The organism is Pseudomonas sp. p1(2021b) (assembly GCF_020151015.1).
Classification (GTDB): domain Bacteria; phylum Pseudomonadota; class Gammaproteobacteria; order Pseudomonadales; family Pseudomonadaceae; genus Aquipseudomonas; species Aquipseudomonas putida_K.
This window is the reverse complement of the sequence record NZ_CP083746.1, coordinates 1,113,531-1,135,891: the sequence shown is the minus strand read 5'-3', so window position 1 is coordinate 1,135,891 and position 22,361 is coordinate 1,113,531. Positions and strand designations below refer to the sequence as shown.

Annotated in this window: 17 protein-coding genes; 10 read left to right on the top strand and 7 right to left on the bottom strand. The window is 64.1% G+C overall.

Annotated features, from left to right (window positions below):
- Positions 1–47 precede the first annotated feature (47 nt).
- Together rapA and K8374_RS05315 are read left to right on the top strand one after the other, a co-directional pair.
- Positions 48–2,894, top strand: a complete 2,847-nt coding sequence (gene rapA / locus K8374_RS05320; protein ID WP_224458194.1) for an RNA polymerase-associated protein RapA — start codon at positions 48–50, stop codon at positions 2,892–2,894.
- 260 nt (positions 2,895–3,154) lie between these two features.
- Positions 3,155–5,419 carry a putative bifunctional diguanylate cyclase/phosphodiesterase gene (locus tag K8374_RS05315; RefSeq protein ID WP_224458193.1) on the top strand — a complete coding sequence of 755 codons (2,265 nt, stop codon included), beginning with the start codon at positions 3,155–3,157 and terminating at the stop codon, positions 5,417–5,419.
- On the opposite strand, the gene K8374_RS05310 is transcribed toward K8374_RS05315, so the two are convergent.
- Positions 5,319–6,206, bottom strand: a complete 888-nt coding sequence (locus tag K8374_RS05310) for an NAD(P)-dependent oxidoreductase (RefSeq protein ID WP_224458192.1) — start codon at positions 6,204–6,206, stop codon at positions 5,319–5,321. The two genes, K8374_RS05315 and K8374_RS05310, sit on opposite strands and share 101 nt — an antisense overlap.
- Before the next feature lie 233 nt (positions 6,207–6,439).
- Entirely contained in the window at positions 6,440–6,745 is a 306-nt protein-coding gene (locus K8374_RS05305) for a DUF2288 domain-containing protein (RefSeq protein ID WP_224458191.1), read from the bottom strand.
- Positions 6,746–7,102: 357 nt separating this feature from the next.
- Here K8374_RS05305 and K8374_RS05300 point away from each other — a divergent pair, with 357 nt between their 5' ends.
- From K8374_RS05300 to nhaA, 8 genes are all read left to right on the top strand, one after another.
- Positions 7,103–8,221 (top strand): branched-chain amino acid ABC transporter substrate-binding protein, encoded by a 1,119-nt coding sequence (locus tag K8374_RS05300; RefSeq protein WP_224458190.1) that lies wholly within the window; start codon positions 7,103–7,105, stop codon positions 8,219–8,221.
- Positions 8,222–8,406: 185 nt separating this feature from the next.
- Positions 8,407–9,330 (top strand): high-affinity branched-chain amino acid ABC transporter permease LivH, encoded by a 924-nt coding sequence (gene livH, locus K8374_RS05295; RefSeq protein WP_084856094.1) that lies wholly within the window; start codon positions 8,407–8,409, stop codon positions 9,328–9,330.
- Positions 9,327–10,583, top strand: coding sequence for a high-affinity branched-chain amino acid ABC transporter permease LivM (locus K8374_RS05290; RefSeq protein ID WP_084856091.1), 1,257 nt, complete (start codon positions 9,327–9,329; stop codon positions 10,581–10,583). Before livH ends, K8374_RS05290 begins: the two co-directional genes overlap by 4 nt.
- Positions 10,580–11,347, top strand: coding sequence for a high-affinity branched-chain amino acid ABC transporter ATP-binding protein LivG (gene livG / locus K8374_RS05285; RefSeq protein ID WP_084856089.1), 768 nt, complete (start codon positions 10,580–10,582; stop codon positions 11,345–11,347). Before K8374_RS05290 ends, livG begins: the two co-directional genes overlap by 4 nt.
- Positions 11,348–12,049 carry an ABC transporter ATP-binding protein gene (locus tag K8374_RS05280; protein WP_224458189.1) on the top strand — a complete coding sequence of 234 codons (702 nt, stop codon included), beginning with the start codon at positions 11,348–11,350 and terminating at the stop codon, positions 12,047–12,049.
- A 452-nt stretch (positions 12,050–12,501) separates the two neighbouring features.
- A complete protein-coding gene (locus K8374_RS05275; RefSeq protein ID WP_224458188.1) occupies positions 12,502–13,176 on the top strand; it encodes a COG3650 family protein in 675 nt (224 codons plus the stop codon).
- Positions 13,177–13,279: 103 nt separating this feature from the next.
- Complete coding sequence (locus K8374_RS05270; protein WP_224458187.1) at positions 13,280–14,893, top strand: NAD(P)/FAD-dependent oxidoreductase; 1,614 nt, start codon at positions 13,280–13,282, stop codon at positions 14,891–14,893.
- A gap of 355 nt (positions 14,894–15,248) precedes the next feature.
- Positions 15,249–16,424 carry a Na+/H+ antiporter NhaA gene (nhaA, locus tag K8374_RS05265; protein WP_263498520.1) on the top strand — a complete coding sequence of 392 codons (1,176 nt, stop codon included), beginning with the start codon at positions 15,249–15,251 and terminating at the stop codon, positions 16,422–16,424.
- A gap of 65 nt (positions 16,425–16,489) precedes the next feature.
- Here nhaA and K8374_RS05260 read toward each other — a convergent pair whose 3' ends face one another.
- The 5 genes from K8374_RS05260 to K8374_RS05240 form a co-directional block, all read right to left on the bottom strand.
- The gene (locus K8374_RS05260) at positions 16,490–16,954 is read right to left on the bottom strand and encodes a glycine zipper 2TM domain-containing protein (protein WP_084856081.1); all 465 of its coding nucleotides are present in this window, start codon (positions 16,952–16,954) and stop codon (positions 16,490–16,492) included.
- Between the two features lie 110 nt (positions 16,955–17,064).
- Positions 17,065–17,712, bottom strand: coding sequence for a pyridoxamine 5'-phosphate oxidase (gene pdxH, locus K8374_RS05255; protein WP_084856079.1), 648 nt, complete (start codon positions 17,710–17,712; stop codon positions 17,065–17,067).
- 19 nt (positions 17,713–17,731) lie between these two features.
- Positions 17,732–18,694: an OmpA family protein gene (locus K8374_RS05250; RefSeq protein ID WP_224458185.1), complete on the bottom strand. Its 963-nt coding sequence runs from the start codon at positions 18,692–18,694 to the stop codon at positions 17,732–17,734.
- Positions 18,695–18,793: 99 nt separating this feature from the next.
- Positions 18,794–19,939 carry a serine hydrolase domain-containing protein gene (locus K8374_RS05245; protein WP_224458184.1) on the bottom strand — a complete coding sequence of 382 codons (1,146 nt, stop codon included), beginning with the start codon at positions 19,937–19,939 and terminating at the stop codon, positions 18,794–18,796.
- A gap of 159 nt (positions 19,940–20,098) precedes the next feature.
- A complete protein-coding gene (locus K8374_RS05240) occupies positions 20,099–22,345 on the bottom strand; it encodes a beta-galactosidase (protein ID WP_224458183.1) in 2,247 nt (748 codons plus the stop codon).
- Positions 22,346–22,361 lie beyond the last annotated feature (16 nt).

The following is a 22,361-nucleotide window of genomic DNA, read 5'->3' as shown; positions in this document are numbered from 1 at the left end:
CTATCCGTTAACATAGTCGGCTTTTTCATCGCGGGAGTTCAGGCAGTATGGCGCAGCAGTATCAACCGGGGCAACGCTGGATCAGCGACAGCGAAGCCGAGCTCGGCCTGGGTACCATCCTGGCGCAGGATGGCCGCCTGTTGACCGTGCTCTACCCGGCCACTGGCGACACCCGCCAGTATTCCCTGCGCAATGCGCCGCTGACCCGTGTGCGTTTCTCGCCCGGCGACCAGATCACGCATTTCGAAGGCTGGAAGCTGACCGTGCGCGAGGTCGAGGATGCCGATGGGCTGCTGGTCTACCATGGCCTCGACGGGCAGAACCAAGCCCGCGTACTGCCGGAGACCCAGCTCTCCAACTTCATCCAGTTCCGCCTGGCCAGCGACCGCCTGTTCGCCGGGCAGATCGACCCGTTGTCCTGGTTCTCCCTGCGCTACAACACCCTGCAACACACCAGCAAGCAGATGCTGTCGACGCTCTGGGGCCTGGGTGGCTGCCGCGCGCAACCTATCGCTCACCAGTTGCACATCGCCCGCGAGGTCGCCGACCGGATCGCCCCGCGCGTATTGCTGGCCGACGAAGTGGGCCTGGGCAAGACCATCGAGGCCGGCCTGGTGATCCACCGCCAGTTGCTCAATGGCCGCGCCAACCGCGTGCTGATCCTGGTACCGGAAAACCTTCAGCACCAGTGGCTGGTGGAAATGCGCCGCCGCTTCAACCTGCAGGTGGCACTGTTCGATGCCGAGCGCTTCATCGAAAGCGATGCCAGCAACCCCTTCGAGGATGCCCAGCTCGCCCTGGTGGCGCTGGAGTGGCTGGTGGACGACGAGAAAGCCCAGGACGCCCTGTTCGCGGCGGGCTGGGACCTGATGGTGGTCGACGAAGCCCACCACCTGGTCTGGCACGAAGAACAGGCCAGCCCGGAATATGCCCTGGTCGAACAACTGGCCCAAGTCATCCCCGGCGTGCTGCTGCTCACCGCCACGCCCGAGCAGCTGGGACAGGACAGCCACTTCGCCCGCCTGCGCCTGCTCGACCCCAACCGCTTCCATGACCTGGCCGCCTTCCGCGCCGAGAGCGAGCACTATCGCCCGGTGGCCGAGGCCGTCCAGGAACTGCTCGACGAAGGCCGCCTGTCGCCCAAGGCCCACGCCACCATTGCCGGTTTCCTCGGCGCCGAGGGCGAAGCCCTGCTGGGCGCAGTCAGCGACGGCGACAGCCAGGCCAGCGCTCGCCTGATCCGCGAACTGCTCGACCGCCACGGCACCGGCCGCGTGCTGTTCCGTAACACCCGTGCCGCGATCCAGGGCTTCCCCGAGCGCCAGTTGCACCCCTACCCACTGCCCAACCCGCAGCAATACGTCGACCTGCCGAGCGGCGAGCGTGCCGAGCTGTACCCGGAAGTGGCCTTCCAGGCCCAGGGCGAGGCCGGCGACGACGAACGCTGGTGGCGTTTCGACCCGCGGGTGGACTGGCTGATCGATACCCTGAAGATGCTCAAGCGCACCAAGGTCCTGGTGATCTGCGCCCATGCCGAGACCGCCATGGACCTGGAAGACGCCCTGCGCGTGCGTTCCGGCATCCCGGCCACGGTCTTCCATGAAGGCATGAGCATCCTCGAGCGTGACCGCGCCGCGGCCTACTTCGCCGACGAAGAATTCGGCGCCCAGGTCCTGATCTGTTCGGAAATCGGCAGCGAAGGCCGCAACTTCCAGTTCGCCCATCACCTGGTGATGTTCGACCTGCCGGCACACCCGGACTTGCTCGAGCAGCGCATCGGCCGCCTTGACCGGATCGGCCAGAAGCACACCATCGAGTTGCACATCCCCTACCTGCAGGACAGCCCGCAAGAGCGCCTGTTCCAGTGGTACCACCTGGGCCTGAACGCATTCCTCAATACCTGCCCGACCGGCAACGCGCTGCAACACCAGTTCGGCCCTCGCCTGCTGGCACTGCTCGAGGGCGGCGAGGCCAAGGCCTGGGATACCCTGGTGAGCGAGGCACGAACCGAGCGCGAACGCCTGGAAGCCGAGTTGCACACTGGCCGCGACCGCTTGCTGGAGCTCAACTCCGGCGGTGCCGGCGAAGGCCAGACGCTGGTCGAGGCGATCCTCGAGCAGGACGACCAGTTCGCCCTGCCGATCTACATGGAAACCCTGTTCGACGCCTTCGGCATCGACAGCGAAGACCATTCGGAAAACGCCCTGATCCTCAAGCCGAGCGAGAAGATGCTCGACGCCAGCTTCCCGCTGGGCGACGACGAAGGCGTGACCATCACCTACGACCGCAACCAGGCGCTGTCGCGCGAGGACATGCAGTTCCTGACCTGGGAACACCCGATGGTCCAGGGCGGCATGGACCTGGTGCTGTCCGGCTCCATGGGCAACACTGCCGTGGCGCTGATCAAGAACAAGGCGCTCAAACCCGGCACTGTTCTGCTCGAGCTGCTCTATGTCAGCGAGGTGGTAGCCCCGCGCAGCCTGCAGTTGGGCCGCTACCTGCCTCCGGCCGCCCTGCGCTGCCTACTCGATGCCAACGGCAACGACCTGGCCCCACGCGTGGCGTTCGAAACCCTCAACGACCAATTGGAAAGCGTGCCCAAGGCCAGCGCCAACAAGTTCGTCCAGGCCCAGCGCGACGTGCTGGCCAAGCGTATCGCCGACGGCGAGGCCAAGGTCCTGCCGACCCACATCGAACGCGTGGCCGAGGCCCAGCGCCGCCTGGCCGCGCAGGCCGATGAAGAGCTTGCCCGCCTGACTGCGCTCAAGGCCGTCAACCCAAGCGTGCGCGACAGCGAGATCGATGCCCTGCGCAAGCAACGTGAAGACGGGCTGGCCATGCTCGACAAGGCCGCCTTGCGCCTGGAGGCGATCCGCGTATTGGTCGCGGGTTGATGGCGCGGTAACAGGGGCTGCTCTGCAGCCCTTCGCGGCACAAGGCCGCTCCTTGCACATACCTGGAGCGGCCTTGTGTCGCGAAAGGGGGGGCAAAGCGCCCCACCCCCTTAGAACCCTCCGCTATCAAGCCAATATCCAAATGGTTGAAATCAAAATGCCATTAACCAGGCTGGCTTGAACTCCCATTCCTATACTGCTGCTGAACGGTCTCCTCCGGCTTTTTGGGGACGAGTGAGAACTCGACGAAGAGGCGAGCAATGGAGCGGTTGGGACTGCACCTGTTCGACACCCTGCCGACAACCGGCCAAATCATCCTGGACTGCCGCCACGACCCCCTCCTGGTGTTGCTTGCCTATGGGATCGCGTGTATCGCCTGCTTCGCGACCCTGGACATGACCGAGCGTCAGAGCCAGAGCGAAGACCCCTCCGCTCGTCGACAGTGGCGCGTACTGGGCGCTTGCTGCCTGGCGGCGGGCATCTGGGCGCTGCACTTCACCAGCACCCTGGCCCTGCAAGCGCCAGTGGAAGTGCGTTATGACATTCCCCTGACCGGCTTGTCGCTGCTCGTTGCCCTGCTCGCTGCCTGGCTGGCGATGAACAGCCTCGACCGTGTCGACATGCGCCCTCGCCACTATGTGCAAGGCGCACTGCTCATCGGGCTGGGCATCACGGCGATGCACTACGTGGGCATGGCTGCGCTCAATACCAGCGCTCGCCCGTACTACCACCCGGAACTATCATTGGCTTCGCTGGGCATCGCCATCGCCGCCAGCCTGGCGGCCTTGCTGATGGCGCGCGCTATCAGCAAGGGCAGCGGTACCCTGCACTTGGCCGGCAAATACGCGGCCAGCCTGCTCCTGGGCGGCGGCCTGCTGCTGACCCACTTCGCCAGCATGGCCGCCATGACCTTGGTGGCGCCCGCCGGCAGCCCCCTGCACTTGCCCACCACCGACAACAGCCTGCAGTTGGCCCTGACCGTGGCCTTCATCACGCTGTTGATCAGCGGCAGCAGCATCAGTGCCGCCCTGGCAGACCGTAAACTGCAAAGCAAGGAACATGACCTGCGCCGGGTCAATGCGCTGCTCAGCCAACTGGACCAGGCGCGCGCATCCCTGCAACAGGCGGCTCACTACGATGCCCTGACCAACCTGGTCAATCGTCGCGGGTTCAACCAGGTATTCGCCGAGCGCCTGGCCGAACTTTCCACCAATGAGCGCATGCTGGCAGTGATGTTCCTGGATATCGACCACTTCAAGCGTATCAATGACAGCCTCGGCCATGCGGCGGGCGATGAGTTGCTCAAGGTGATTGCCGGCCATATCAAGGCTGCCACCCGCAACCACGACGTGGTGGCGCGCTTCGGCGGCGACGAGTTCTGCATCGTCACCAACCTCAACAGCCGTGACGAGGCACGCCACCTGGCGCAGCGCATCATGCAGCGGATGAAGGACCCGATCGACCTGGGCGGGCGGCGCATGGTCATGACCACCAGCATCGGCATCAGCATCTTCCCCGATGATGGGCGCACCGCCGAGGAACTGCTCAAGAACGCCGACCTTGCCCTGTACCAGTCCAAAGGCTGCGGTCGCAACAGCCTGAACTTCTTCAATAACGGCCTGAAGACCCGCGCTACCCTGGAGTTGCAACTGGAGGAGGAGTTGCGGGTCGCCCTGCTCGAAGAGCGCGGCCTGTGCGTGCACTACCAGCCGATCTTCGACCTGCACAACGGCCAGGTGGCCAAGCTGGAAGCCCTGGTACGCTGGCAGCACCCCCAGCACGGCCTGCTGAGCCCGGATCGCTTCATCGGTATCGCCGAGGCCAATGGCCTGATCGCCGACCTCGACCTATGGGTGTTGCGCCGCGCCTGCCAGGACCTGGCCTCGCTCCATCGCCAAGGCCATGCCGAGCTCAAGGTCACGGTCAACTGTTCGGCCGTGACCCTGGGCCGGGAGGAGCTGGCCAACGAAGTGGAAATGGCCTTGTTCGAGGCGGGCCTGGCCCCAAGGCACCTGGAGTTGGAGGTCACCGAGAACGCGCTGATGGGCGATATCCAGCGGGTCGTCAGCTTGCTCAAGCGGGTACGCGCACAGGGTGTTGCCTTGTCGATCGATGATTTCGGCACCGGGTACTCATCGCTGGCCTACCTCAAGCGCCTGCCTCTGGACGTGCTGAAGATCGATCGTTCGTTCATCCAGGAAGTGCCCGGCAGCCAGAAAGACCGCGAGATCGTCCAGGCCATCATCGTCATGGCCCATACCCTGCACCTGCAAGTGGTAACCGAAGGCGTCGAGACCCTCGAACAACACGCGTTCCTCGCCGCTCATGGTTGCGACTACCTGCAGGGCTATCTGCTCAGCCGCCCGGTGGCGCTGGCCGAGCTGCGCTCGACCCTCGACCGCCTCGAGCGCCAGGCCGCAGGCTTCACCCCTTGTTGCGATACAGTTCGACCAGGGTCGCTGGATCTTTTTGCAGATACCCCTGGCTACCATGCAAGCGCATCAGTTGCGCGGCAAGGCCACTGACCGGCGTCGCCGAACCCTGCTCGCGGGAAAACTTCACCGCAGTGTCCAGGTCCTTGAGCAAGGTGCGTACATGCCACTTGATCGGTTCGAAGCGGCTCTCGGCCATCTGCGGTGCCAGAATCTGCAAAGGCTTGGAATCGGCAAAACCGCCGGCCAAGGCTTCGGCGATCAGCCGTGCATCCACGCCAGACTGCTCGGCCAGGGCCACCACCTCGGCAATCACCAAGGCATTGCAGGCGACGATCATCTGGTTGCAGGCCTTGGTCACCTGGCCTGCGCCGACTGCGCCCATATGGGTCACCCGCTGCCCGAGCGTCAGCAGCACCGGGCGAGCCCGTTCCAAGTCACCCGCCTCGCCGCCGACCATGATCGCCAAGGTGCCCGCCTCGGCCCCAGGCGTGCCTCCGGAAACCGGGGCATCCAGCCAGGCCATGCCGCATAGCGCTGCCAACTCGGCCGCCATCTCGCGGGTAGCGGTTGGCTCCAGGCTGGAGAAGTCCACCAGCAACTGCCCCTGGCGCCCACCTTCGGCCACCCCTCCCTCACCGAACACCACTTCGCGTACCACCGACGTATCGGCCAGGCACAACAACACCATGTCAGCGTCGCGACACAAGTCGGCAGGGGTTGCGGCCAGCCGTGCCCCGGCCGCTACCAGCTCGGCACATTTTTCCGGGCTGCGGTTCCATACCACCAACGGGTAACCCGCCGCCAGCAAGCGCCGACACATCGGTAGCCCCATCAGGCCGATCCCGGCAAACCCCAGCGTAGGCAATGCAGTACTCATGAGCGACTCCATAACAGATGAACAGGAAGCACGGAGGCCGATCATACATCGCTGCGCTGTCGCGCATGGCACACAGGCGCAAGCGCAACGCGCCAGCTTCATTACGCATTCCGTAAACTGTTACCGCAGTGCCGAATTCCCAGCGATTGTTACCAACGGCCACCTTGGCTGAACGCCGGCAAGCATTCGCCCCCACTGCGCTGTGCGTTTTTACGCACCAAAACGGCGCAGCGTCACTGGGCTTTCTTTTCTTGCATCACCACGAACGGCGAAACCACCACGGCCCAGATCACCGGATCACGGCTCTGAAGGTCTAGCGCCTGCTCCGCGGATACCGGCGCAACAGTGCCATCATTACGCCACTTGGCGAAGATCTCGCCGCGATTCTCGGCCATTGCCTCGGCAACTGCGATGAGGTCCAGGCTCGGGTCCACCCAAATCAGGTCACCCTTCGCCCAGAAACGTTCCAGTGCCTTCCACTCGATGGTTGCCGTTTCGCCGAGCAATTTGGCATAGAGGGTGCTTGCTTGATCGGTCATGGGGTTCTCCACAAAAATTCGGCCACGAAAAAAGGCCCGCATTTTTGCAGAAAAACCCGGTTTCAAATATGTAATTTGATCGATTAACCCCGAAGTTTGTGGGGCGGGGCCAAGGATGCAGGCAAAGTAATGGCGCTTTTCTGTATCTTTGTTTCGATCAGGCGACACCCTGGGAAACTGGCACTTTTCGCCCGCTTTTCAAGCGCTCGAAGGGCGCTCTACACTGTACCGGTACAGTTCCGGGACATGTTCCGGGGAAGGTGGGCTTGCGACATGGCGTAGCCGTGCCGGAGACCGCCCGATCTGTAGCCCTGGCCGCCAGGACTATAAGAATTACAACAGAATGAGTGGAGCACTATGATCAAGATTTCCAAGCTGTTCGCCGCAATGGTCCTGGCCGGGGTTGCCAGCCATTCGTTTGCCGCCGATACCATCAAGATCGGTATCGCCGGGCCCAAGACTGGCCCGGTCACCCAGTACGGCGACATGCAGTTCGTGGGCGCCAAGCAGGCCATCAAGGACATCAACGCCAAGGGCGGCATCGACGGCAAGATGCTCGAAGCCAAGGAATATGACGACGCGTGCGACCCTAAACAGGCCGTGGCCGTCGCCAACAAAGTGGTCAACGATGGCGTCAAGTTCGTGGTCGGCCACCTGTGCTCCAGCTCCACCCAGCCTGCGTCCGACATCTACGAAGACGAAGGCGTGATCATGATCACCCCGGCCGCCACCAGCCCGGAAATCACCGCTCGTGGCTACAAGCTGGTGTTCCGCACCATCGGCCTGGACAGCGCCCAGGGCCCGGCCGCCGGCAACTACATCGCCGACCACGTCAAGCCGAAGGTCGTCGCGGTCCTGCACGACAAGCAGCAGTACGGCGAGGGCATCGCCACCGCGGTCAAGCAGACTCTGGAAGGCAAGAACGTCAAGGTCGCGGTCTTCGAAGGCCTGAACGCCGGTGACAAGGACTTCTCCTCGATCATCCAGAAGCTCAAGCAGAACAACGTCGACTTCGTCTACTACGGCGGCTACCACCCAGAGCTGGGCCTGATCCTGCGCCAAGCCCAGGAGAAAGGCCTGAAAGCCAAGTTCATGGGCCCGGAAGGCGTCGGCAACGACTCCATCTCGCAGATCGCCCAGAACGCCTCCGAAGGCCTGCTGGTGACCCTGCCCAAGTCCTTCGACGCCGACCCGGCGAACAAGGCCATCGTCGATGCCATCAAGGCCGACGGCAAGGACCCGAGCGGTCCGTTCGTGTTCCCGGCCTACTCCGCCGTCCAGGTGATCGCTGACGGCATCAAGGCCGCCGGCACCAGCGACGACGCCGAGAAAGTGGCCGAGGAAATCCACAAGGGCACCTTCAAGACCCCGACCGGCGACCTGTCGTTCGATGACAAGGGCGACCTCAAAGACTTCAAGTTCGTGGTCTACGAATGGCACTTCGGCAAGCCGAAGACCGAAGTCTCCCCTCAGTAACTGCGTGACTAATAGCTGACCGAGAAGCCCACTGTGCGAGCAGTGGGCTTTGTTTTACGAGGTTCATGGGCCTGATCCCCGCGATCCGGGGGCGGGTTCACCTGAAAATCTTAAAACCGTCACCCGCGGTTTCCTGGCCGTACCCCTGCCAGTGAAATGCAAATCAGGTTTTTAGGAGCGCTGTAATGCCTGAGATCTACCATTTCTTCCAACAACTGGTTAATGGATTGACCATCGGCAGCACCTATGCCTTGATCGCCATCGGCTACACCATGGTGTACGGCATCATCGGCATGATCAACTTCGCCCACGGCGAGGTGTACATGATCGGTTCCTACGTGGCCTTCATCGCCCTGGCGGGCCTGGCCATGATGGGTATCGATTCGCTGCCCCTGCTGATGACCGTGGCCTTCATCGCCACCATCGTCGTTACCAGTGCCTATGGCTACAGTATCGAACGGGTTGCCTACCGCCCCCTGCGCAACAGCAACCGCCTGATCCCGCTGATTTCCGCCATCGGCATGTCGATCTTCCTGCAGAACACCGTCCTGCTTTCGCAAGATTCTAAGGACAAGTCCATCCCCAACCTGATCCCCGGCTCCATCTCCTTCGGGCCAGGCGGTGCCGAGGAAGTCCTGGTGTCCTACATGCAGATCCTGGTGTTCGTGGTCACGCTGGTGGCCATGACCTGCCTCACCCTGTTCATCTCCCGTTCCCGCCTGGGCCGCGCCTGCCGTGCCTGTGCCGAGGACATCAAGATGGCCAACCTGCTGGGTATCAACACCAACAACATCATCGCCCTGACCTTCGTCATCGGTGCCGCACTGGCGGCGGTGGCGGCCGTGCTGCTGAGCATGCAGTACGGCGTGATCAACCCCAACGCCGGTTTCCTGGTAGGCCTGAAGGCCTTCACCGCGGCGGTCCTGGGCGGCATCGGCAGCATCCCGGGCGCCATGCTCGGTGGCCTGGTGCTGGGCGTGGCCGAAGCCTTCGGCGCCGACATCTTCGGCGACCAGTACAAGGACGTGGTGGCATTCGGGCTCTTGGTTCTTGTCCTGCTGTTCCGGCCGACCGGCATCCTGGGCCGTCCGGAGGTTGAAAAAGTATGAACAGAAATCTCAAACAGGCGCTGTTCAGCGTCGCCCTGGTCTGGGCCGTGGCGTTCCCGGTGCTTGGCCTGAAACTCAGCATCGACGGCATCAACCTGGTGGTTCACAGCCAGGGGCCGTTCACCCTCTCGATCATCGCCATCTGCTCGGTGTTGATGTTCCTGCGCGTGCTGTTCGACAAACAGTGGAGCGCAGCGATGCGCGGCCGCTCGGAGCGCAAGCTGATCCCCGCGTCGGTCACCAACTACCTGACCCTGCCCAAGACCCAGCGCTGGGTCATCATGGGTCTGATCGTAGTGGCACTGGTCTGGCCGTTCTTCGGTTCGCGGGGCGCGGTCGACATCGCCACGCTGATCCTCATCTACGTGTTGCTGGGCCTTGGCCTGAACATCGTGGTGGGGCTGGCGGGCCTGCTGGACCTGGGCTACGTCGGCTTCTACGCCGTCGGCGCCTACAGCTACGCCCTGCTGTCGCACTACTTCGGCCTGAGCTTCTGGATCTGCCTGCCGATCGCCGGCCTGATGGCCGCGACCTTCGGCTTCCTGCTCGGCTTCCCGGTGCTGCGCCTGCGCGGTGACTACCTGGCGATCGTGACCCTGGGCTTTGGCGAGATCATCCGCCTGTTCCTGCGTAACCTCACCGGCCTGACCGGTGGCCCCAACGGCATCAGCAACATCGAGAAGCCAACCTTCTTCGGCCTGACCTTCGAACGTCGCGCCGCCGAAGGGATGCAGACCTTCCACGAGTTCTTCGGCCTGCAGTACAACTCGATCAACAAGGTCATCTTCCTCTACCTGGTCGCCCTGTTGCTGGCGTTGCTGGCGCTGTTCGTGATCAACCGCCTGCTGCGCATGCCGATCGGCCGCGCCTGGGAAGCGCTGCGCGAGGACGAGATCGCCTGCCGTGCATTGGGCCTGAACCCGACCGTGATCAAGCTGTCGGCCTTCACCCTGGGCGCCTGCTTCGCCGGTTTCGCCGGCAGCTTCTTCGCTGCCCGCCAAGGGTTGGTGACGCCGGAGTCGTTCACCTTTATCGAGTCGGCGATCATCCTCGCCATCGTCGTGCTCGGCGGCATGGGCTCTCAGCTGGGCGTGATCCTCGCGGCCATCGTGATGATCCTGCTGCCGGAGCTGATGCGTGAGTTCAGCGAGTACCGCATGCTGATGTTCGGTGCGCTGATGGTATTGATGATGATCTGGCGTCCGCAGGGCCTGCTGCCCATGCAACGCCCCCATATGGAGCTGCGTCGATGAGCCGCGAAATTCTGCAAGTCAGCGGCCTGAGCATGCGCTTCGGCGGCTTGTTGGCGGTGAATGGCGTGGGCCTGACCGTCAAGGAAAAACAGGTGGTGGCATTGATCGGCCCCAACGGTGCCGGCAAGACTACCGTGTTCAACTGCCTGACCGGTTTCTACAAGCCCAGCGGCGGCACCATCCTGCTCGATGGCCAGCCGATCCAGGGCCTGGCCGGGCACCAGATCGCGCGCAAGGGCGTGGTGCGAACCTTCCAGAACGTGCGCCTGTTCAAGGAGATGACCGCGCTGGAGAACCTGCTGATCGCCCAGCATCGCCACCTGAATACCAACTTCTTCGCCGGCCTGTTCAAGACGCCGAGCTTCCGCCGCAGCGAGAAAGAGGCCATGGAGCGCGCGCAGTACTGGCTGGAGAAGGTCAACCTGACCGAGTTCGCCAACCGTACCGCCGGCACCCTGGCCTACGGCCAACAGCGCCGCCTGGAAATCGCTCGCTGCATGATGACCCAGCCCCGGATCATCATGCTCGACGAGCCAGCCGCCGGCCTGAACCCCAAGGAGACCGAGGACCTCAAGGCCCTGATCGCCTACCTGCGCGAATCCCACAACGTGACCGTGCTGCTGATCGAGCACGACATGAAGCTGGTGATGAGCATTTCCGACCACATCGTGGTGATCAACCAGGGCACGCCCCTGGCCGACGGCACGCCGGAAGAGATTCGCGGCAACCCTGATGTGATCAAGGCCTACCTGGGGGAGGCGTAAATGCTGAAGTTCGAGAACGTTTCCACCTTCTACGGCAAGATCCAGGCGCTGCACAGCGTCAACGTGGAGATCAACCAGGGCGAGATCGTCACCTTGATCGGCGCCAACGGCGCCGGCAAGTCGACATTGCTGATGACCCTCTGCGGCTCGCCCCAGGCACACAGCGGCAGCATCAAGTACCTGGGTGAGGAACTGGTCGGCCAGCCCTCCTCGCACATCATGCGCAAGAGCATCGCGGTCGTGCCGGAAGGCCGCCGTGTGTTCGCCCGCCTGACCGTGGAAGAGAACCTGGCGATGGGTGGCTTCTTCACCAACAAGGGCGACTACCAGGAACAGCTGGACAAGGTCCTGCAGCTGTTCCCTCGCCTGAAGGAGCGCTACGTGCAGCGTGGCGGCACCATGTCCGGCGGCGAGCAGCAGATGCTGGCCATCGGCCGGGCGCTGATGAGCAAGCCCAAGCTGTTGTTGCTGGACGAGCCCTCCCTGGGCCTTGCGCCGATCATCATCCAGCAGATCTTCGACATCATCGAACAGCTGCGCCGCGACGGCGTGACGGTGTTCCTGGTGGAGCAGAATGCCAACCAGGCGTTGAAGATCGCCGACCGTGCCTATGTACTGGAAAACGGCAAGGTGGTGATGCAGGGTACCGGCGAAGCACTGCTGACCGACCCCAAGGTGCGCGACGCGTACCTGGGGGGTTGACCGGAAAAAGGGCCTTCGGGCCCTTTTTTCTGCCTGCCGGTTTTGTATCGCCCATGCTGGCCTCTTCGCGGGTAAACCCGCTCCCATAGCTACGGCGCCCCATTCAAGCCTTGCATGTCTCTGTGGGAGATCACCCAGCCCTTCGGGCTGCGCTGTCGCGCAGAGAACAAGCGGCTAGCGCCGCCTTCTTCTGTAGGAGTGGCGGTGCGGCGGTCCGACTTGTCCCGCGATTGGGCCGGCCCAGCCGCCGCGGCTGTATGGCAAGGGCTTCGCCCTTGATCGCGGGACAAGCCCGCTCCTACAGGCCTTGTCAAATCAATGAGTTATGCGTTGTTCTATGAGAGCGGGTTTACCCGCGAAGAGGCCAGCACGGTTGACCGAAAACTTGTGATCCCGGCAAAGCCTGAGTAACGTGGCCAGCTCCTTGGCAAAGATCCCCCGGAGTCCACCCCATGCGCCTCACCCCTCCCCTGCTGCTCGCCACCCTGCTGCCGCTGTTCGCGGGCTGTCAGTTGCTGGCGGACAAGCCTGCCGACCCGAACATCGGCACCCTGCGCATGCAGGGCGAGCTGAGCGCCGGGGGTGGCAAGCTGCTGTTCAAGCCGTGCACCGAAGCCCGTCGTTTCGTGGTCAACGACGTCGGTGCCACAGGCCTGTTGCAGGAGGCCGCCACCCTGGCCGACGACGCAGGCGACAAACTTTTCGCGGATGTGCGCGGGCGCCTGGCCGGCAGCAGGCAGGCCGACAATGATGGCCGCCTCGACGTGCAACGCCTGTATCGCCTGGAACCCTCCACCCGCGCCTGCGAAGACCCCAACTTCAAGCAGCTGACCCTGCGCGCCGATGGCCAGGAACCGTTCTGGTCGGTGAAGGCCAGCGGCAAGGGCATGATCATCGAACGCCCCGGCAAAGACCCGCTGCCCCTGCCTTACCTCGAAGAAGAAGTGCCCGGCGGCGGCCTGACCCTGAGCAGCGAAGCCAACGGCCAGCACGTGGAGCTGTGGGTCGCGCCGCAACGCTGCGTCGACAGCATGAGCGGCGCCGTGCGCCACCTGCGCGCCGAGCTGCGCATCGACGGCCAGACCCTGCATGGCTGCGGCTACTACGGCGGTGCCCGCGACAACTGATCGCCTGGGTGCTTTTATCCTCCAGTCGAGGCAGCTAACAGCTTATACTTGGCGGTTTGTGTAAAGCCGCCGGCCGCCCATGGCCGGGATACTGGACCCTGCCATGCTACGAATCACCGAACTGAAGCTGCCCCTGGATCACACCGACGAAGCGCTGCGCGAGGCCATCGTGCAACGCCTGGGCATCACCGATGAGCAGCTGCTCGGCTTCACCCTGTTCAAGCGCAGCTACGACGCGCGCAAGAAGAACAGCGAACTGCTGTTCATCTATACCATCGACCTGGAAGCGAGCAACGAAGCCGAGCTGCTGCGCAAGTTCGCCGATGATCGCAACATTGGCCCAGCCCCGGACGTGACCTACAAGTTCGTCGGCCAGGCCCCGGCCGACCTGCAGGAGCGTCCGATCGTGGTCGGCTTCGGCCCGTGCGGCATCTTCGCAGGCCTGTTGCTGGCGCAAATGGGTTTCAGGCCGATCATCCTCGAGCGCGGCAAGGAAGTGCGCCAGCGCACCAAGGATACCTGGGGTTTGTGGCGCAAGAGCGTGCTCAACCCCGAGTCCAACGTGCAGTTCGGCGAAGGCGGCGCCGGGACGTTCTCCGACGGCAAGCTGTACAGCCAGATCAAGGACCCGAACCATCATGGGCGCAAGGTCCTGGAAGAATTCGTCAAGGCCGGTGCGCCAGAGGAAATCCTCTACATCAACAAGCCGCACATCGGTACCTTCCGCCTGACCGGCATGGTCGAGCAGATGCGCCAGGACATGATCGCCCTGGGCGCCGAAGTGCGCTTCCAGCAGAAGGTCACCGACCTGCTGGTCGAAGATGGCCAGCTGACCGGGGTGGTATTGGAGAGTGGTGAGCAACTGCACTCGCGCCACGTGGTCCTGGCCTTGGGTCACAGTGCCCGCGACACCTTCCGCATGCTGCATGCCAAGGGTGTGTACATGGAAGCCAAGCCGTTCTCGGTCGGTTTCCGCATCGAACACCCTCAGACGCTGATCGACAAGGCGCGCCTGGGCAAGTACGCCGGCCACCCTAAACTGGGCGCTGCCGACTACAAGCTGGTGTACCACGCCAAGAACGGTCGCTCGGTGTACAGCTTCTGCATGTGCCCGGGCGGCACCGTGGTAGCGGCCACCAGCGAGCCAGGCCGGGTCGTCACCAACGGCATGAGCCAGTATTCGCGGAACGAGCGCAACGCCAACTCCGGCATCGTCGTCGGCATCGACCCGGAGCGCGACTACCCGGGCGGCCCGCTGGCCGGTATCGAGCTGCAGGAACGCCTGGAAGCCCATGCCTATGTCATGGGCGGCAGCAACTACCAGGCACCGGCACAGCTGGTCGGCGATTTCGTCGCAGGCCGTGCCTCCACCGAACTGGGCAGCGTCGAGCCCTCCTACAAGCCAGGGGTCACCCTGGGCGACCTGGCACCCAGCCTGCCGGACTTCGCCATCGAAGCCATCCGCGAGGCCCTGCCGGCGTTCGACCGCCAGATCAAAGGCTACAACCTGCACGACGCAGTGCTGACCGGCATCGAGACGCGCACCTCATCGCCGGTACGCATCACCCGTGGCGCGGACTACCAGAGCCTGAACCTCAAAGGCCTGTACCCGGCCGGTGAAGGTGCTGGTTATGCGGGCGGCATTCTGTCCGCTGGCGTCGATGGCATCCGCATCGCTGAAGCCGTGGCCCGTGACATGCTGGGACTCGATGGCTGAATACCTGGCCATCGAACATGCAACCCGCTCCTCATGGAACAACGCATAACTATTTGGTGTTGCGGCCTCTATAGGAGCGGCGGTGCGGCGGTCCGACTTGTCCCGCTATTAGGCCCGGCCCGATATCACTGTGGCCTGGCAAGGGCTTCGCCTTGATCGCGAGGCAAGCCCGTTCCTACAAAACCACGCAAGAAATCAGAAAATCCCCCTCATCACCTGTCCCAGAGTTCTCTAGGCTTCGCGAGCCGGGCAGTAAAAACCTATGACAAAAGCGCTGGGCATCTGGATTTCAAAGCCGGTGCGCTAGGGTTTATCTTTTTCAACACCAAACCTGCTCATGGAGACCCGTTTGGCCGTGCGTAACCTTATTTCCCGTTTCCTCCAGCTGGAAGCCGCCGGAGGCCTGTTGCTGATCGCCGCTGCCGTACTTGCGTTGATCATCAACAACTCCCCGCTTGCCTACCTCTATGGCGGGCTGCTCGATGTGCCGGTCGCGGTCCAGGTCGGCACCTTGCAGATCGCCAAGCCACTGCTGTTGTGGATCAACGATGGCCTGATGGCGCTGTTCTTCCTGCTGATCGGGCTGGAGGTCAAGCGTGAGATCGTCGAAGGCCACCTGTCCAAGCCGTCGCAGGTGGTGCTGCCTGCCACCGCCGCTATCGGCGGCATGCTGGTGCCGGCATTGATCTATTGGTACATCAACCGCGACAACCCCGCCGCCATCGCCGGCTGGGCCATTCCCACCGCCACCGATATCGCCTTCGCCCTGGGCGTGCTGGCACTGCTCGGCAAGCGGGTGCCGGTGTCATTGAAGCTGTTCCTGATGACCCTGGCGATCATCGATGACCTGGGCGCCATCGTCATCATCGCCCTGTTCTACTCCGGCAGCCTGTCGAGCCTGTCGTTGATGCTGGCCGGGGCGTGCCTGCTGGCGCTGCTGGCCATGAACCGGCTCGGCGTGGTGAAGCTGGCGCCCTACCTGCTGGTGGGCCTTGTGCTGTGGGTCTGCGTGCTCAAGAGCGGTGTGCATGCGACCCTGGCGGGTGTCGCCCTGGCGCTGTGCATTCCTCTGCGCACCCAGCATGCCGAGCCGTCGCCCCTGCTGCGCCTCGAACACGCCCTGCACCCCTGGGTCGCCTATGCCATCCTGCCCTTGTTCGCCTTCGCCAACGCCGGTGTATCCCTGGCTGGCATGACCGTGGACAGCTTCACCCACCCGGTGCCCATGGGCATCGCCATCGGCCTGCTGCTGGGCAAGACGGTCGGTGTGTTCGGCCTGACCTGGATCGCCGTCAAGCTGCGCCTGGCCGCACTGCCCACGGGTGCGAACTGGGGGCAGGTGCTGGGCGTGGCCGTTCTTTGCGGCATCGGCTTCACCATGAGCCTGTTCGTCGGCTCCCTGGCCTTCGTGCCCGGCGCCAGCGACTTCGCCGGCATGGACCGCATGGGCATTCTCACCGGCTCGCTGTTCGCCGCGCTGATTGGCTATGGGATCACCGCGATGGCCAGTCGCAAGTCGCCGGGCAACTGACCGCCCAGGCAACAAAAAACCCCGACCGGCCTGGGCCGTGTCGGGGTTTTTGTTGCCTGCGCCGATCAGTGGGTGACGCGGCTGGTGCCATCGACCGTCAGGATGCGAACACGCTCGCCGACACGGAAGATCTCGTTCTGCTGCACTTGCTGCACATAGGCGCGCATGCTGCCATCGTCTTCACGTACGGTGATCTCCACGCCCTGGGTACGGGTCAGGCCTTCCTCGGCAGCGGAACCTGCCAGGCCGCCAGCAACAGCGCCGATCACCGCGGCAACGATGCTGCCGCGACCGCCACCGATGGCGCTACCGGCCACACCACCGACCACGGCACCTGCACCGCCGCCGATCGGGGTCTTGGTGCCCTCGATCTTCACAGGGCGCAGGGATTCGATGGTGCCCATGCGCACGGTCTGTACACGGCGGGCCTCGTCTCGGGAATAGCTGTCACCGGACAGGTTCGACGCACAACCGCCGAGCAACAGCGACAGGGTGGTGAAGCTGGCCACCAGCAAAACGGATTTACGCATGGGAAAACTCTCCATAAGTCAGGTGTCCATTAGACCCCGTGCGTTGACGACTGTCACGACACATACGTTATAAAACTGTGTTTATTCAGCGTTGATACAGCTTACCAACGTTAAGGCGCCAGGCGCTCACGCAGCCACTGGCCGTCCAGCTTGCGGTAGTTCAGGCGGTCGTGTAGCCGGCTGGCGCGCCCTTGCCAGAACTCGATGCGCTCAGGCAGCAGGCGGTACCCGCCCCAATGCTCGGGGCAATGGGGTTGGCTATCGGAGAAGCGCGCCTCGGTGGCCTTGACCAGCCCTTCGAGCTCCTCACGACCGGCGATGACCCGGCTCTGGGGCGAGGCCCAGGCCCCCAGGCGGCTGCCCAGCGGGCGTACCTGGTAATAGTCGTCGGACTCCTTGGCCGTGACCTTTTCCACCCGCCCTTCGATCCGCACCTGGCGCTCCAGTGCCGGCCAGAAGAACGTCATGGCGGCAAAAGGGTTGGCCAGCAGATGCTGGCCCTTGGCGCTGTCGTAATTGGTGAAGAAGGTGAAACCACGCTCGTCGAGCCCCTTGAGCAGCAGCACCCGGCAATGCGGGCGACCTTCGCCATCGACGGTGGCGAGCGTCATGGCATTGGCCTCCACCGGCGCCTGCTCGGTCTTCACTGCCTCGCCGAACCATTGGTGGAACAGGGCGAACGGCTCTCCCGGGGCCTGGTCTTCGGTCAGGCCATCGCGGGTGTAGTCGCGGCGCATATCGGCCAGGGACTGGGTCATGACAGCGTATCCTTAACGGTCAGTTGGTCTTGGCAGAAGCCACTTTCTTCTCGGTGGTGGCCTTCTTGGCTGCCGGTTTTGCCGTGGCCTTCTTCTTCGCAGTGGTCTTGGCCGGCGCCTTGGCCTTGGCGGTGGCTTTTTTCGCCGCTGGCTTGGCCGCAGCCTTCGCTGCTGGCTTGGCAGCAGGTGCCTTGTCCTGGACTGCGACCATCGAGGCCGGCGCCGGGGCCGGGGCCGGGGCAGCCTGCTGGTACTTGGCCAGCAGCGCAACCATGGTGTTCTGCGGGGTCAGCAACATTTCCACGCGGCGGTTAAGGGCGCGACCTTCAGCGCTGTCGTTGGCGGCACGAGGCATAACCGAGCCCATGCCCTTGAGGGTCAGGCGGTCACGCTGCAGGCCGCTGAGGCGGAAGATCGCCGACACCGAGGCGGCGCGCTCGAGGCTGAGCTTCTGGTTGGCAGCGGCGGCGCCGCTGGTGTCGGCATGGCCCAGCACCAGCACGGCGGTCTTTGGGTCCGTTTCGACGGTCTTGGCCACGCGGGTGATCGGGCCCAGGGTCATCGGCAGCAGCATGTTCGGGCGGTCCGGGTTGTACGAACCATCCACCGGGATGGTCACCGCCAACACGTTGTCACGGCGTTCGAGCTCGAACTTGCTGCCCTTGATCGCTTCGCGCACCTTGGGCTCGTACTCGTCCAGCCAAGCCTGGGTGGCCTTCTGGTCGATCTTCGGCACCACCGGGCCCTTGGCCTGCTTATCGTCACCGCCGAACGGCCACCACCAGCGGCTGGAGCTTTCGGACTTGGCGTCGGCCTTGGCCACCTTCTCGGTCACGGCCTCCTTCACTTCCTGCTCGGCGACTTTGTCCGAGCCGAAGGGCCACCAGTTGAGGCCCGCGTCGCTCGACGCGTTCTGCGAGTGCTGGGCGCAACCGGTCGCGGCCAGGCACAGGGCGAGTGCTAAGGTTTTATGTGAAGACATCAGCGATACACCATGAATTAGAAAGAGATTTTGCCCACACACACCAGGCGTTGGCATTGAGGATAGTCAAAGGGTCCGGGCAATACCCGCATTACCCGATCAAAGGCAACTGGCAAGGACGCGTACCAGTTTCTGGGCCCGAGGGTCCATCAATACATAGGGGCCAAGGGTATTGGTGACGAAACCGAAGGCCACGTCGTGCTCCGGGTCGGCGAACCCGACCGAACCACCGGCTCCCGGGTGACCGAAGGCACGCGGCCCCAGGCCGAAGGTGGCATTGGCCACGTCGGGCTGGTCGAGCATGCAGCCCAGGCCGAAGCGGGTCTGGGTCAACAGGGTGCGGTCCTGGCCAAGGCTGTGTTCACGCGTCAATTCATCGAGCAGCTCCGACTCCAGCAAGCTGCCATCGAGCAGGCCGGCATAGAAGCCCGCCAGGCTACGGGCATTGCCATGGCCATTGGCCGCCGGTTGCTGCATGCGCCGCCATTCGGGCTTGTTGGTGCTGGTGAGGATGGCCGGCGGGTTGGTGAACGCCCGGGTCGACAGGGCCTCGGGCTCGCGCAGGGTGACCTGCAGCAAGCGCTGGGCGGCAGCATCGCCGGGGTTGCCCTTGCCACGGGCGATGTGTGCCACGCGGTGGAACTCTTCGTCGGCCAGACCCACATGGAAGTCCAGGCCCAAGGGCCGGGCGGTACGCGCCACGATGGATTCGCCCGGGCCGCGTCCATCGGCGCGGCGGATCAGCTCGCCGATCAGCCAGCCGTAGGTGATGGCGGCATAGCCATGCTCGGTACCGGGCTCCCACCAGGGCGCCTCGGCCGCCAGGGCATCGACCATGGCCTGCCAGTCGTACAGCGCCTCGGCCGGCAGCAGCTCACGGATAGCCGGCAGGCCGGCACGGTGGCTGAGCAGTTGGCGCAGGGTCACGGCCTCTTTTCCGGCCTGGGCGAATTCAGGCCAGTAGCGGGCCACGGGGGCGTCCAGGGCCAGCTTGCCCTCGCCCACCAGTTGCAAGGCCGTCACGGCGGTGAAGGTCTTGGTGCAGGAGAACAGGTTGGCAATGGTGTCGCTGTGCCAGGCTTCCCGTCCGTCCTTGTCGGCGCTACCGGCCCACAGGTCGACCACGGTTTCGCCGCCGACCTGGATGCACAACGCCGCACCCCGTTCCTGGGCATCGTCGAACAACGCGGCGAAGGCCTCGCGCACCGCCTCGAACTTCAGCTCATAGTGACCCTGAATCTGCACCCGACCGCTCTCCGTACGACTTTTCTCAACAAAGTCGTGCATTGTTCCAGTAGTTGGCCGATTTGCAAACTGAATGTGGCCGGATGGTCGTGCGTGATGGCAGGCCAGTGTCTGCCCTTATTGCGGAGCAAGCCCCTCCTACAAGGGGCTGCGCCGTGTTCAGCGTTGCGCCGGCTGCTGTTGCTCCAGCGCCTTGCGCAGCTGGTCCATGGCCTGCAGGTTGCTCTTGCGCACCGCCTCCACGAATCCGGCATAGGGGACATCGGTGATGGCCACCAGGCCCAGGTGCCCATTCTCGCCGTCCAGCAGACGGCCGGTGGCCGGCTGGTCGAGGTATTGGAACCAGTGCGCCCCGACGATCATCGGCTGGGCCAGGGCCGCTTTGAGGAAGTTGCCGTAGGCAGGCCCACGGTCCTCTTCGCGGGCGACTTCCAGCGGCCCTGGCCAGAACGGCCCACGGTCACGGGAACCGAACTGGAACTCCGACACCAGCACCGGCTTGTCCAGCTCGGCCAGACGAGCGAAGTCGTAACCGTCTTCAGGCTTGAGGGTGTAGAAATTGAAGCTCAGCACGTCACAGAACTCGGCGCAGGCCTTGACCGCCTCCGGCGTGCTGACCGCGTAACGACCACCCAGCAGCAGGTGGTTGGGGGCGTGCCATTTCAAGGCATCGGAAATGGTCTTGAAGTAGGTCTCGGCGAACACCTGCTGGAAATGCTGATAGTCACGCTCGATTTCAGGGTGCTCGGGACTGGGCAATGGCGCTTCGAAGCCCGGGTCCTCCATCAGTTCCCAGGCCTGCAGGTCGATCCCCCAGGCCTTGGACAGCCCTTGCTGGTTGCGGTACTTGTCGCGCAACTGCTTGAGGAAGGCGCGTTTGGCAGGTACGTCGGTGGTCAGGCGCAGGGTGCCGTAGGCCAGGCCGTAGCGGGCCTTGGGGTCATCACCGGGCGCGGCCCAGGCCAGTTCGTTGTCGGCGAAGTAGCCGATCAGCCAGGGGTCGTCACGGTGGTCACGGGCGGCGATGGCCACGGCGCGCTCGGTGGCCATGGCGAAACGCGGATCGAACGGGTCGGGCATGCGTCCCCACCAGTCCATGCCGGTGCTGATGCTGGTGTAGTCGCCGACGATCGACAGCGGCAAGGTGTAGGGCACCCGCCGGGCCTGCCCCAGGGCCGGGTCGCTCCAGTTGCCCAGGGTATTGAAACCCCAGGCCTGCAGGCGATCCAGGGCATGCCCCTGCCACCGGGGGGCATCCAGCGTCGCTGGCGGGCAGGCGGGCGCCGGCTGGCCCTGGGGGCTTGCCGGGCACGGCTGGCCGTAGGTGCGTTGCAGGTTCGCGGCATAGAAGTCGAACCAGCGGCCCTGCTTGAAGTTGCGCCCCTGGGACGAAGCATTGCCATCGTCGTTGTTGCCCTGGCCGTAGAAGGCAGCCAGCGGCTCGCCCTCGCTCGGCAAGGCCTTGAACATCCCCTCGCGGCCTTGCACATAGGTTCGCCCGCCGTCGACGGCCACGGCATTGACACCCAGCGAATAGAAAGGATGGCCATCCGGGGTGACCAGGTACCAGCGACCGTCGCGCTTCTCGGTGCGGAAGAAGCCCTTGGCTTCGAATGCAGGCCCGGCCAGCAGGCCGCCATAGGCATCCAGCTTGAATTTGCCACGCTCGGCGAGCCAGCCCTTGAGCTGTTGTTGCTCACGGCTGTCGGCAGCCTTGAGCTGTTCGTCGCGGGTGATTTTTTCCGGCCAGCGCCCTCGCGTCGACTGGCCATAGGCATCGAGCAAGCCTTCGTAGGCGGCCTTGAACGCCTGGTCGTCATCCTGGATGCCGACCTTCTCGATGAGCAGGCTCTGGGCGACCTTGGGGTTGGGAATGCTCAGGCTGACGGCAACTACCTGCTTGAGGTCAATGTCCCCGGCGCTGCTGGCCAGCAACAGGCGCTGCCCTTCGTATACCCATGGCATGGGCGGCCCTGCGCGCATGCCCTGGCTCAACGGCGAGCGCGCCTGCAGCGGCACCATCACCGTCTGCGCAGGCCCCGCGGGCAGGTCGACCCGGCTGGTCAGGGTGCGCCCGTCGCTGCTCTGTACCGTGACATCCACCGTCAAGGCCCAGTCCATGGCGCTTTGCAGGCGCAAGGTCAGTGCTTGGCCAGCCGACCAGTCCCAGGCGCCACTTTGCGGGCTCAGACGCAAGGTCGGCCGTTGCACGGGGTCGAACACCACGCGCCGCAGCACCTCGCCCTCGGCGGTCTGCTCGGCGTTGTACTGCGGCATACGGGCATCGACGGTGGTCACGTTGACCACGGAGGCCGGGCGCACGAAGCTGAACAACGTCTGCTGCCCAGCCAGCAAGGGCGGGCTGAGCAACAGGGCAAACACGGCAGGCAGGGTACGGCGGATCATAGGGTTGCAGCTCTCC